Here is a 12,995-nt window from a genome sequence, read left to right on the forward strand (position 1 = left end):
GCCGTGACCCAGCCAGCCGCTTCGCCCACGCTCGATACGTTGTTCAAGCGCTCGCTGGCACGGCAGCCGGATGCGACGGCGCTGATCGATCCTCCGAACAAGCCGCGCGTCACGGGCCAGACGCCGAAGCGCCTCACCTATGCGCAGGCCGACCGCGCCATTTCCGCGCTGGCAGCGCATTTCATCGAATCCGGATTGCCGGCCAACTCCGTCATCGCGGTCCAGCTGCCGAACACCATCGAATTCGCGCTGACAATTCTGGCCGCCTATCGCGCCGGACTGGTGGTCGCCGTGCTGCCCTTGCTGTGGCGACAGGCGGAACTGACCATGGCGCTCAACCGCACCGCGGCGCGGGCGATCGTCACCACAAGCAAGGTCGACGGCATCGTCTATTCGGATCTGGCCATGAATGCCGCGGCTGAAGCGTTTTCGATCCGCCATGTCTGCGGCTTCGGCACCAACTTGCCGGAAGGCATGGCCTCGCTCGATAACGCGATCCTTCGGGAATCGACAACCGCGCGCGCGGTGATCCAGGATGGCCGCAAGGCGGCGCTGATCTCGTTCGATCTGACCTCGGACGGTTTCCGGCCCGTGCCGCGTGCCCATCTCGGCCTGATCGCCGGAGGACTCTCGGTCTCGCTCGAAAGCGACGTGCCGCAGGGCGCAACGATCCTGTCGGCGTTTTCGCCGATGTCGTTTGCCGGCCTCGCATCGACGCTGACGGTCTGGCTGCTGTCGGGCGGAACCCTGGTGCTGCACCATCCGTTCGACGAAGAGATCCTGGAGCAGCAGGTCAACGAGCATGCCTGTGATACGCTGATTGCCCCGGCACAACTGGCGTTGCGGCTGGACGAACTCGACCTCGCGGGCAGCCTGCCCTCCCTGCGCAACGTCATCGGGTTGTGGCGCGCGCCGGAACAGGTGATGTCGAGCGCGTCCTGGTCGGCCCAGCAGGCGACGCTGACCGACGTCTATCTGTTCGGCGAAGTCGGTTTGTTCGCGGCGCGCCGGATTGCGGACGATGGTTCGCCCGCCCTGATCAAGTCAGGACCGCACGGCGCGCCGCGCGAACTGCCGGGCTCCTCGATCGCGGGCGACATCCTGCTGACCCCGCGGGGCACCCTGGGGCTGCGCGGACCGATGATCCCGGTCGCGGCCTATGCGCCCCCGCCGCCACCCAGCGACTCGCTGATCGCAGCCCCGCCGCGCGATTACGTCGACACCGATTATTCCGCGCGGCTCGACCGCTCGACCGGCGCCATCAACATCACCGCGCCGCCGTCCGGTATCATGGCGGTTGGCGGCTACCGCTTCCTGGCGCAGGACCTGCAGGAATGGGCGCGCCGGCTTGGGCAAGGCGCGCTGCTCACGGCACTGCCGGATCGCCTTAGCGGCCATCGGCTTGCCGGCCGCGCCCAGGACAACGCCCGCGCCCGCGACGCGTTGACGGAACTCGGGCTTAACCCGTTGATGGTCGAAGCGTTTCGCGACCGGGCCAATTCCACCTGAGCGCAATCTCGCGGCTTGCGTTGACGCCGCATTAAGCCCGGCAAACTAGGATCGCGCTCTCATAAATGGCGCGCTTGATCCGAGTTGTCAGATGTCCCAGCAAGGCCCGATCCTCGTCGTATCGACCGCAAGGCGGCCATCGTTTGCCGCGGCGCTCGATGTCGCAAAGCTGTTTCCGGTCGTCGAGGCCGAATGGGCGGACGCAGGTCGCGCGGTCGAACAGCTGCAGCCTGCGGCCGTATTGGCCGCGGCGTCCGACGTCGATCAGGCCACGCTTGCCGCACTCGCCGCGCCGATCGCGGCCCACCAACCCTATCTGCCGCTGATCGCGGTCGATCCACAGATAACGCTGCCTGAAAACGCCATTCCGTTTTTCCAGAGCCAGGGAGACTCCAGCCGCCTCGTCGCGCGCCTGCGCGCCGCGCTGCGTGTCCGCTCGCTGCACGCGACCGTGATGCGCCGGCTGGTGCCGGCCACCCGGATCGCGCTGTCGGACATCGACACCTTCCGGGATGCCACGGTGCTGCTGGTCGGCCGCGGCGGCGCCTACCCCACGCTGTCGGTCTCGCTTGGCGAGCAAACCGGCGTGGTCGGCGCGCTGAGCATCGAGGCTGCGGCGAAGCATCTCAATGCGCGCGACATCGACGGCATCGTGCTCAGCGAAGGCTTTAGCCCGCGCGTGGTCGATGCTTTCCTGACCGTGCTGGCGGAAGACGCCCGCTTCCGCCATCTGCCTGTGGTGGTGACGTCAGGCGATCTGTTGCCGGCCTATGAATTGCCGAACCTCGAAATCCTCAGTGGCGAGCCTGTACAAATGGTGGCGACCGCGTTGCCGCTGATCCGCCAGCATGCCTTCGAAGCGCATTTGAGCCGGATCCTGCGCTCGATCGACGCCGAGGGCCTGATCGACGCCCGCACCGGCCTGCTCACACCAACCGCCTTCGAGCGCGACTTCGCCAGCGCCGTCTACCAGACCCAGCAACGCGGCGGCGGCCTGTCGGTTGCGCGCTTCGCCTTCGACCCCGCCCATCCCCGCGCCCAGTTCGACGGCGCGCGCATCATCAGCCGGCTGATGCGGCGGATGGATTTCGGCGCCGTTTGCGATGACGGATCGGTCGTGGTCGCCTTCGCCGAAACCGACCTCAAGACCGCGCATACGATCGCGCGGCGGCTGTCCAGCGTCATGCGCCACACCAGCCACGGCAAGCGCGATACGCGCGCAGAACCAACCGTGACGGTCGCGGCGCTGGAGTCGAAGGATTCCGCAAAGGCGCTGCTCGCGCGCCTCGGCGAAGAGGCGCACCGCGCGGCGTCGTGAAGGCCTCGGATCGGGTCTTCGAAGAAGTGGAAACCCAACGGGCCGATCCCAAAGTCCCCACGGACCATGGTGAGACATCCTCCTGTATCGTTCATGAACCCGCAGGGCGGCTGGAGCGACACAGGATCGATGTGCTCGCCGCCTACGCCGGCGGGCGCGCGCGTTGCGCCCACACCGTCGAGGAAGCGGCCATGTTGACGAATAACGCGGAGCCAGCCTGGAAAGCTCGGAACATCGCCTTGTTTGCGATGGTCCTTGCCCTTGCGGGAGGGCTGTCGTTGTTCAACAAGGCAAACGGCGGCACGGAACCTGCTACCGCCGCTTCGGCCAACTGCAGTGAATTCGAGGCGAAGGCCCGTAAGCTGTTCGACCAGGGCGGCGACACCGCGACGCTGAGTGGCACATTCGCGCCCGGCGACCACGTGCACCTGGCGATCGATTTCATCGGCGTCAGCTATTCGTGGGAATCGACCGGCGTGTTGGGAAAAATGCCGAACGTCAGCGGCTCCCGCTGGTACAGCTGGCTTAAGTACACCGCGCACAGCAAGGCCACATACTCGCCCGAGCACACGCTCATATCATCCGTGTCCAACGGGAAGATCAGCGGATTCGCCAGGTTGGAGGTGAAGCTCGACGTAGCCACCGCTGGAGATGGCGCGATAACAATCAAGAAGACCAGCGGGCTGTCCATATCGCCGAGGGTCGTGATCGCGAGCTGCAAAGCCTCGAAACAGGCGCCCCCGATTGCACGGGGATTGTCGAGCTGATGCGCCACTCCTGCCGCGGCAAACGCGGCGCGCACGCGGAACCAATCATCACTGATCGCGCTGCGTCGTAGGCGGATCCGTCATTGCCTGCGACAAACGCGAAGCGTTTGCGCAAGGGAGCAAAGCGACGAAGCAATCCATGCTTGTTTTGTGGCACGATGGATTGCTTCGCTTCGCTCGCAATGACGGGAATGGTCCGGAACGCTACGCCGCCTTCTTGTTCTCCGCGAGGTTGGCGAGCTGGCGCAAAATCTCGGTCGTGCCCATCAGCCGTTCTTCCGGCGTCTTCCATACCTGCAGGAACACCACCTTCATGTCCGGGCGAACTTTTGCGGCCTGGCCGTGCTGGCGGATGAAGAACACCAGCCGGTCCGGCTGCGCGAACTTGTTGTCGCGGAAGCTGATGACGGCACCCTTCGGCCCGGCATCGACCTTCTCGACATTGGCCCTTCGGCAATAGGCCTTGATCGCGGCGACCTTGAACAGATAGCGCACCTCGTCCGGCAGCACGCCGAAACGGTCGCGCATTTCGGCGGCGAAATTGTCGATCTCCTCGTCGGTCTCGAGATCGGCGAGCCGGCGGTACAGCGACAGCCGCACCGCGAGGTCGTTGACGTAATCCTCCGGGATCAGCACGGGCATGCCGATGGTGATCTGCGGTGACCAGCGGTCGGCGGCGGGCTCGACCACGCCGGCCTTGAGGTTGAGGATCGCCTCTTCCAGCATCGATTGATAAAGCTCGAAGCCGACTTCCTTGATGTGGCCGGATTGTTCCTCGCCGAGCAGATTGCCGGCCCCGCGGATGTCGAGGTCGTGGGACGCAAGCTGGAAGCCGGCGCCCAGTGTCTCCAGCGATTGCAGCACCTTGAGCCGCCGCTCGGCCTGCCCGGTGATCTTCTGCTGCGCCGGCAGCGTGAACAGCGCATAGGCGCGCAGTTTCGAGCGCCCGACCCGGCCGCGCAGCTGATAGAGCTGCGCCAGGCCGAACATGTCGGCGCGGTGCACGATCAGCGTATTGGCCGAGGGAATGTCGAGCCCGGATTCGATGATCGTGGTCGAGAGCAGGATGTCGTATTTGCCGTCGTAGAACGCCGACATGATGTCTTCGATCACGGTCGGCGGCATCTGGCCATGCGCCACCGCAACCTTCATTTCAGGCACATTCTTGTCGAGGAAGTCTTTTACGCTCGCGAGATCCTCGATGCGCGGCACCACATAGAACGCCTGCCCGCCGCGGTAGCGTTCACGCAGCAGCGCCTCGCGGATCATCAGGGGATCATGCGGCGCCACAAAGGTGCGCACCGCCAGCCGATCGACCGGGGGCGAAGCGATGATCGAGAGGTCGCGCACGCCGGTGAGCGCGAGTTGCAGCGTGCGCGGGATCGGCGTCGCGCTCAGCGTCAGCACATGCACCTGCGCGCGCAATTGCTTCAGCCGCTCCTTGTGGCTGACGCCGAAGTGCTGTTCCTCGTCGACGATCAACAGGCCGAGATCCCTGAACTTGATCGCCTTGCCGAGCAGCGCATGGGTGCCGACCACGATGTCGACATTGCCTTCCGAAAGCCCCTTCTTGACTTGTGTCAGTTCCTTCGGCGCGACCAGCCTTGAGGCCTGTGCGACATTGACGGGAAAACCTCTAAACCGTTCGGCAAACGTCTTGCTGTGCTGCCGCGCCAAGAGCGTGGTCGGCACCACCACGGCGACCTGCTTGCCGTCGAGTGCCACGGCAAACGCGGCGCGCAGCGCCACTTCGGTCTTGCCGAAGCCGACGTCGCCGCAGATCAGCCGGTCCATCGGGCGACCGCTTTCGAGGTCCTTCAACGTCGAAGTGATGGCGCCGAGCTGATCCTCGGTTTCCTCATAGGGGAAGCGTGCGCAGAACTCGTCATAGACATGCGGCTGCACCGGCATTTTCGGCGCTTCGTGCAGATGGCGTTCGGCCGCGATCTTGATCAGTTCGCCCGCGATCTCGCGGATGCGGTTCTTGAGTTTTGCTTTTCGCGCCTGCCAGCCGCCGCCGCCAAGGCGGTCCAATTCGACGTTGGCGTGGTCGGAGCCGTAGCGCGACAGCAGTTCGATGTTCTCGACCGGCAGGAACAGTTTGGTTTCGGCGGCGTAATGCAGCTCGAGGCAGTCATGCGGCGCGCCGGAGACTTCCAGCGTCTGCAGCCCGATGAAACGGCCGATGCCGTGCTCGACATGCACCACCAGATCGCCGGCGGCCAGACTCGTGACTTCAGAGATGAAATTGTCGAGCTTGCGGCTCGCCTTGCGGGGCCGCACCAGGCGGTCGCCGAGGATGTCCTGTTCGCTGATGACGGCGACGTCGTCGGTCTCGAAACCGGATTCCATGCCGACCACCGCCAGCATGGCCTCGTTGCGCGGCGTCGCCTGCACCGTGCGCCAGGTGTTGACGCTGGTGAGGTTGAGCAGCTTGTGATCGCGCAGCATGCTGCCCATGCGGTCGCGCGAGCCCTCGCTCCACAGCGTGATCACGACCTTCTTGCGCTGCGCCTGCAACGCCAGCACATGGGCGACGACGGCTTCGAACACGTTGACGGAGCTATCGGCGCGCTCCGGCGTGAAGTTGCGCCCCTGCCGCGCGCCGGCATCGAACACGTCAGAACTGTCGTCGGGCACCGCGAACGGCGTCAGCCGCGCCAGCGCGGCTTCCTCCAATCGTGTGGTCCATTCCGCTTCGCTCAGATAGAGCCGATCGGGCGGCAGCGGCTTGTAGATCGCACCGCTCCCGGGATGCTCCAGCGCCTCGCGCCTTGCCTCGTAATAGTCCGCGATCTGCTTGAAGCGTTCTCGCGCCGCGTCCTCGCCCTGAGGTTCGATCGCGACCGGCGCGCCGTCGAGATAGTCGAACAGCGTGTCCATCCGCTCCTGGAACAGCGGCAGCCAGTGTTCCATGCCGGGATGACGGCGACCTTCGCTGACGGCTTCATACAGCAGGTCGTCGCGCTGCGGCGCGCCGAAGGTCGCGACATAGCCCATGCGAAAGCGGCGGATGGTCTCGGTTACCAATTGGAATTCGGAGACCGGCACCAGGTCGAGCGCGCGCATGTCGAGCAGCGTGCGCTGGGTTTCGGCGTCGAACGTGCGGATCGATTCCAGGCTGTCGCCGAAGAAATCGAACCGCACCGGCTGGTCGAGCCCGGCCGGAAACAAATCGAGGATGCCGCCGCGCACGGCGTACTCGCCGGGCTCGCGCACCGTCGAGGACCGGTTGTAGCCATTATGCTCCAGCCAGGCGACGATGGAGTCCATCGGCACGACGTGGCCGGGTGCCACCGACAGCGCCTGCGCCGCCACCACCTCACGCGCCGGAACACGCTGGACGATGGCGTTCACCGTGGTCAGCACGATCAGCGGCTTGTCGCTGCCTTGCAGCCGCGACAGCCGCGCCAGCGTGGTCAGGCGCTGGGCCAGGACGCCGCCATGCGGCGACACCCGGTCATAGGGCTGGCAGTCCCAGGCCGGAAACTGCATGACAGGCAAATCGGGTGCGAAGAATTCCAGCGCCCGCGCCAGTTGCTGCATACGGGGGCCGTCGCGGCACACCACCGCAAGGCTCACAGCCGGCGGCTTCGGCTTGGCGGCGACCGCGCGCGCCAGATCGGCAACGACGAGGCCCTCGGCGCCCTCGGCGACATTGGCAAAGGTTAGCGCGCGGCCGGGGTTGAGCAGCGCAGCGGGCGATTTGACTGGAGACTTCATGCGCCGTGGTCCACAGCGCGAAACGCCTTGATGCGATCGAACAGCGTGCTGGCGTATTCGGGATCCAGCGGCTTGTCGCCGGTCAGCGCGGCATAGAGGTCGGGATCGGGCACCTCGATCAGGCGCTCCAGTTCGGCCATGTCGCTATCCGACAGATCAGCGATCTCGGCATCGGCAAAGCGCCCGAGGATGAGATCCATTTCGCGGGTGCCGCGATGCCAGCAGCGAAACAAAAGCCGCTTGCGGCGGTCGTCGAGGCCGCCGCTCGATCGTGTCGAACCCGTCATTGTCCCATTCCCATCCGAACGCCAAAAGCCCGGACGTGCCGGGCGGGCTTGATATAGCCATCGCCGCCGCGAATGTCAGTAGCGTTTCCGGCGCAAATCCAAGTGAAAATTCAAGTGAACTTGATGCATGTGAACCTGATGCCCGTGACATGCGACAATAGCTTGGCGTGGCGGGCTTGCAGGTTTTGCGTTTCGCCGGTATCTGATCTGCGCGATCGGTGGCCGATTTTGGCACGATCAACAGGGAGAAGGCTCGATGACGTTGTCTCGCCGCCCCGTCGAGGGCATCGCCTGAGGGCGCGTGCGTTAGCCGCGCCGCTTGGGAAATCACGCGCTTAAGTCAGCGATAGCTGTGCTGTGCGCGTCGACGATTCCAAATCTTTCTGAAAGCTTTCAAATGGGCACTTCTCCCAAGATGGACGGCCGTGCGCCGATCCATGTCTTCGCCTCGTCCAAATCCTGGATCGAGGGCAACGCCACGCTTCAACTCGAACAGGTCGCTGGGCTCGCTGGCGTCCGCGCGGTCGCTGCCATGCCGGATCTGCATCCCGGCAAATATGGTCCCGTAGGTTGCGCCATTCTGGCCGACCGGATTCATCCGCAGCTGGTCGGTTCCGACATCGGTTGCGGCATGGGGCTGTTCGCGCTCGACATCGCAGCGCGCAAGCTGCGGCTCGACCAGCTGGCCGAGCGCTTGAGCTCGCTCGATCAACCCTGGGACGGCGATGTCGCCGGTGTCCTGGCTGACGCCGGTCTTGACGCCACGACGTTCGATGCTTCGCTCGGCAGCATCGGCGGCGGCAATCATTTCTGCGAGATCCAGGCGATCGAGGAAATCCTAGCGCCGGAGACGGCCGCGCAGGCGGGACTGGACCGGGATGAGGCCTTTATCCTGGTCCATTCCGGCTCGCGGGGCCTCGGTTACTCGATCCTGGAGCGCGTCCTGTCGAACGGGCAGGCAACGCTCGATCCCGCGAGTGAAGACGGCGGGTCCTACATGGACGCGCATGATCACGCCGTGCGATGGGCCAGGCTCAACCGTCGCATCATCGCAGAGCGAGCCGCAGCGGCGGCGCGTGCGGAACTGCGTCCTGTCAACGACCTGGCGCATAACATGGTCGAGCGTCGTGGCAATCCCGGTGACGACATCATGCTGCACCGGAAGGGCGCGGCGGCTTCCGATCGCGGGCTGGTGCCGGTGCCGGGATCGCGCGGGACGCTGTCCTATCTGGTCGAGCCGCTAGCTCCGATGCGAACCGAGGCGCTCGCCTCGCTCGCGCATGGTGCGGGCCGCAAGTACGACCGGGCATCCATGCACGGCCGCGTGCGGGGCAAGAAATCCGACGTGGCACGGCTGGAGCGCAATCCCTATGGCGGCATCGTCGTCTGCGGGGATCGCGGCCTGCTCGTGGAGGAGGCGCCGGAGGCCTACAAGAACATCGATCGCGTCATCGCCGATCTCGTCGAGTTCGGCCTGGCGCGCGTGGTGGCGACGTTCCGGCCGCTCGTGACGTTCAAGAAGGCGCAATCCAGCATCGCGCTGAGCAGCGGCAAGCGCGAAAAATCCTGGAAGGAGGATCGCCGATGATCCGGCTTCTCCTCACCAGCGGACGCGGTCCGGCGGAATGCCGGATCGCGCTCGCAAAGGCTGTCGCGGCGCTCACCGCCGAAGCGACCTCGCTCGGCCTTGATACCGATTGCGTGAATGGGCCGAATCCGGACGGGCATGGTCCGGCCTCGGCAATCGTCGTGATTCACGGAGACGCGGCTACGACCTTTGCTCGGCCGTGGATCGGTTCGATCCAATGGGTGGTGCAAAGTCCGCTGCGGCCACATCACAAGCGGAAGAACTGGTTCATTGGTGTTTTCGAACTTCCGGCGCCGCCCGAAGCGCCGAAAGCGCTGGCCGCGCACGACGTTCGCTTCGAAGCCTTCCGGGCCGGCGGCCCCGGCGGCCAACATCAGAACAAGACCGAGAGCGCCGTGCGTGCGACCCACATCGCAAGCGGCCTGTCCGTCGTGGCGCGCGAGGAACGCTCGCAACATCGGAACAAGGCGCTGGCATTGGAGCGGATTGCAGCACTGATCAGGCTGCAGGGCGAACTCGAAGCGATCACGGCCCGGAATGATGCGCACGCCGCGCATGATCGCCTCGAGCGCGGCAGCCCGGTCAAGCGGTTCAAGGGCTCCGCCTTTCAGGCATCGTAGTCCGACACCAAAAAAGCGCCAGGCGGGATCCGTTCGGGAGAACGTCAACCCTTCCTGCTCGAAGAATTCGTCATTGCCGGGCTTGACCCGGCAATCCATCTGCTTCGTAAGATTCATTTCGAAGAATGATGGATGCGCGGGTCAAGCCCGCGCATGACGGACCAGTAAATGCGCCCTCCTCTGCTCAATCCGCTGTTTGCTCCGGTCACGACGCTTGCTGGCGTCGGGCCGAAGCAGGACAAATTGCTGCGCTATCTGCTCGGCCGCAGCGAGACACCGCGGCTGGTCGATCTGCTGCTGCATCTGCCGGCCAGCGTGATCGATCGCCGCGCGAGGCCAAAGATCCGTGAAGCCGTGCAGGGAACCGTGGTGACGCTCGAAGTCACCGTCGATCGCCACCGGCCGCCGCCGCCGCGCAATTCCCGCGCGCCTTACCTCGTCTATGCCAGCGACGACACCGGCGACGTGGTGCTGACGTTCTTCCGCGCCAAGCCCGGTTATGTCGAAAAGCTGCTTCCCGTAGGCGAGAAGCGCTACGTGTCGGGCACCTTGCAGATGTACGACGGGATTCCCCAGATCGTGCATCCGACCAACATCGTGGATGAAGCGGCCTTTGCGAAACTGACCGGCATCGATCCGGTCTATCCCCTGACCGAAGGCCTCGCGCTCGGCTCGCTGCGCCGTGCTGTGGCCCAGGCGCTGCAGAAACTCCCCGAATTGCCCGAATGGATCAGTCCGGAAGTCGTCCGCCGCTGCCACTTCCCGCCCATCCGGGAAGCGTTCACCCGTGTTCATGTCCCGGTCGAGCTGACGGACATTCTCCCCGATGGCCCGTTCTGGTCGCGGCTCGCCTTCGACGAACTTTTGGCGGGTCAACTGGCGCTGGCGCTGGTGCGCGCGCAGTTGCGCCGTCCGGCCGGTGACCGCCACGCCGGCGACGGCCACCTGCGCAGCAGGATCATCGATGCGCTGCCGTATGCCCTCACCAAGTCGCAGCGCGACGCGGTCGCCGCCATCACCGAAGATCTGCGCCAGCCGGTGCGGATGCTGCGGCTGCTGCAGGGCGACGTCGGTTCGGGCAAGACGGTGGTCGCCCTGCTCGCGGCCGCCGCCGTAACCGAGGCCGGCAAGCAGGCCGCGCTGATGGCGCCGACCGAAATCCTCGCGCGCCAGCACATCAAGACCATCACGCCGCTGGCCGAACGCGCCGGCATGCGGGTGGCGATCCTCACGGGGCGCGAAAAGGGCAAGGAGCGACGCGAAATCCTGGCCCAGCTGGAAGCCGGCGAGATCGATTTTTTGGTCGGCACCCACGCGCTGATCCAGGACGACGTCGCCTTCAAGGCGCTGGCGCTCGCCGTGGTCGATGAACAGCATCGTTTCGGTGTGCGCGAACGGCTGGCGCTCACCAACAAGGGCGACGCCGTCGATGTGCTGGTGCTGAGCGCAACCCCGATCCCGCGCACGCTGGTGCTGACCTATTTCGGCGACATGGACGTCTCGGAACTGCGCGAAAAGCCGGCCGGCCGCCAGCCGATCGATACCCGCACCGTCCCCAACAGCCGGCTCGACGAAGTCATCGACGGCGTCGGCCGTGCGCTCAAAGCCGGCAAGCTGGTCTACTGGATCTGTCCGCTGGTCGAGGAATCCGAAGCCGAGGGCATCGAGCACCTCACCAACGCCACCGAGCGCTTCGAACGCCTGCAGCAACGTTTTGGCGACCGCGTCGGCCTCGTCCACGGCCAGATGAAGGGCACCGAAAAAGACCGCGTGATGGCGCAGTTCGCCGCCCACGAGATCGGCCTCCTGGTCGCGACCACCGTGGTCGAAGTCGGCGTCGACGTCCCCGCCGCGTCGATCATGGTGATCGAGAACGCCGAACGGTTTGGCCTCGCCCAATTGCATCAATTGCGCGGCCGGATCGGCCGCGGTTCGGAGGCGTCAACCTGCCTCTTGCTCTACAAGGAGCCGCTCAACGAGATGTCCACCGCTCGGCTGAAAGTGATCCGCGAAACGTCGGACGGTTTTCGGATCGCCGAGGAGGACCTGAAACTGCGCGGCGAAGGCGACGTGCTCGGCATTCGGCAAAGCGGCCTGCCCGGCTACCGCATCGCCCGCTCCGAAGTCCACGGCCAGCTCATCACCCAGGCCCGCGACGAGGCGCTGCGGATCATGAAGGACAATCCGAAGCTCAAGGGCGAGCGCGGCGAAGCGCTGCGCTGTTTGCTTTATTTGTATGAGCGCGATGAAGCGATACCGCTGATCGGCGCTGGGTGAAGCTCTATCAGCCGTCATTGCGAGCGCAGCGAGGCAATCCATGGCGCGGCATAACGGATAGATGGATTGCTTCGTCGCAAGGGCTCCTCGCAATGACGTGGAGAGAGACGGTGCCCTACTCCACCTTCGCCGGCTGCAGCGTGGCTGCATTGGCGGCGCTCGCCACACGCGCGGCCTGCGCGGTGGCGGCCAAGGCCGCGATCTTCTTCTGCGGATCGGAGCCCGGCTGCACCACGCCCGCGGACATGATCAGCGTTGCCGCGTCTTCGGCGCTCATGTCGATTTCGATGATCTTGTTCTTCGGCACGTAGAAGAAGAACCCCGTGGTCGGGTTCGGCGCGCAGGGCAGGAACACCGAGATGTGCTCATCCTGGCCGGGCAGCTTGTTGGCGATGTCGACGCTCGGCGATTGCGAGATCAGCACGATCGACCACATGCCCGGCGAGGGAAACTCGACGAGGCCGACCCGGCGAAAGCTCGATCCGTTCCCCGAGAACAGCGTCTCGAACACCTGCTTCAGGCCGCGATAGATCGCACGCACCGCCGGAATGCGGCCGAGCAGCCGTTCGCCGAGGTCGACCAGGGTCCGGCCGATCAGGTTCGCGGTCAGGAAACCGAGCAGCGTCAGCGCGATCACGGCGACGATCAGCCCGGAACCCGGCAGCCCGAACGGCAGATAGGTTTCCGGCCGGTAGGCGGTCGGAACGAAGGGACGGACCAGGTTGTCGACCCAGGTGACGAACCACCAGGTCAGATAGAAGGTGATCGCGATCGGTCCGGCGACCACGAGGCCGGTCAGGAAATAGTTGCGGAAACGGGCCATTAGCCCGCGTGGGGCTTCCGGCGGGGCGTCGGCCGGGGTGGACGGGGGCAGATCTTGGGGATTCATTGCGGTTCCAGGTCGCG

9 protein-coding genes are annotated in these 12,995 nt (G+C 65.3%); 6 read left to right on the forward strand and 3 right to left on the reverse strand.

Annotated elements, in window-relative coordinates; all coding sequences use genetic code 11:
- Window positions 1-3 precede the first annotated feature (3 nt).
- The 3 genes from JQ611_RS11330 (at window position 4) to JQ611_RS11340 (ending at window position 3,594) form a co-directional block, all read left to right on the forward strand.
- The gene (locus JQ611_RS11330) at window positions 4-1,509 is read left to right on the forward strand and encodes a class I adenylate-forming enzyme family protein (protein ID WP_212465478.1); all 1,506 of its coding nucleotides are present in this window, start codon (window positions 4-6) and stop codon (window positions 1,507-1,509) included.
- Window positions 1,510-1,600: 91 nt separating this feature from the next.
- The gene (locus JQ611_RS11335) at window positions 1,601-2,827 is read left to right on the forward strand and encodes a GGDEF domain-containing protein (RefSeq protein WP_212390754.1); all 1,227 of its coding nucleotides are present in this window, start codon (window positions 1,601-1,603) and stop codon (window positions 2,825-2,827) included.
- On the forward strand, window positions 2,824-3,594 hold the full coding sequence (locus JQ611_RS11340) for a hypothetical protein (RefSeq protein WP_212390753.1): 771 nt from the start codon (window positions 2,824-2,826) through the stop codon (window positions 3,592-3,594). Before JQ611_RS11335 ends, JQ611_RS11340 begins: the two co-directional genes overlap by 4 nt.
- 204 nt (window positions 3,595-3,798) lie before the next feature.
- On the opposite strand, the gene mfd is transcribed toward JQ611_RS11340, so the two are convergent.
- Both mfd and JQ611_RS11350 read right to left on the reverse strand, forming a co-directional pair.
- Window positions 3,799-7,317, reverse strand: a complete 3,519-nt coding sequence (gene mfd / locus JQ611_RS11345) for a transcription-repair coupling factor (RefSeq protein WP_212465479.1) — start codon at window positions 7,315-7,317, stop codon at window positions 3,799-3,801.
- Window positions 7,314-7,604: a succinate dehydrogenase assembly factor 2 gene (locus tag JQ611_RS11350; protein WP_212465480.1), complete on the reverse strand. Its 291-nt coding sequence runs from the start codon at window positions 7,602-7,604 to the stop codon at window positions 7,314-7,316. Before JQ611_RS11350 ends, mfd begins: the two co-directional genes overlap by 4 nt.
- 397 nt (window positions 7,605-8,001) lie before the next feature.
- On the opposite strand from JQ611_RS11350, the gene JQ611_RS11355 reads away from it, so the two are divergent.
- The 3 genes from JQ611_RS11355 (at window position 8,002) to recG (ending at window position 12,089) form a co-directional block, all read left to right on the forward strand.
- A complete protein-coding gene (locus tag JQ611_RS11355; RefSeq protein WP_212465481.1) occupies window positions 8,002-9,192 on the forward strand; it encodes an RNA ligase RtcB family protein in 1,191 nt (396 codons plus the stop codon).
- Window positions 9,189-9,812: a peptide chain release factor H gene (prfH, locus tag JQ611_RS11360; RefSeq protein WP_212390749.1), complete on the forward strand. Its 624-nt coding sequence runs from the start codon at window positions 9,189-9,191 to the stop codon at window positions 9,810-9,812. Before JQ611_RS11355 ends, prfH begins: the two co-directional genes overlap by 4 nt.
- A 168-nt stretch (window positions 9,813-9,980) precedes the next feature.
- Complete coding sequence (gene recG, locus JQ611_RS11365; RefSeq protein WP_212465482.1) at window positions 9,981-12,089, forward strand: ATP-dependent DNA helicase RecG; 2,109 nt, start codon at window positions 9,981-9,983, stop codon at window positions 12,087-12,089.
- Window positions 12,090-12,204: 115 nt separating this feature from the next.
- On the opposite strand, the gene JQ611_RS11370 is transcribed toward recG, so the two are convergent.
- Window positions 12,205-12,978 carry a DUF502 domain-containing protein gene (locus JQ611_RS11370; RefSeq protein ID WP_212390747.1) on the reverse strand — a complete coding sequence of 258 codons (774 nt, stop codon included), beginning with the start codon at window positions 12,976-12,978 and terminating at the stop codon, window positions 12,205-12,207.
- Window positions 12,979-12,995 lie beyond the last annotated feature (17 nt).

This window comes from Bradyrhizobium sp. AUGA SZCCT0182 (assembly GCF_018130185.1).
Lineage (GTDB): Bacteria > Pseudomonadota > Alphaproteobacteria > Rhizobiales > Xanthobacteraceae > Bradyrhizobium.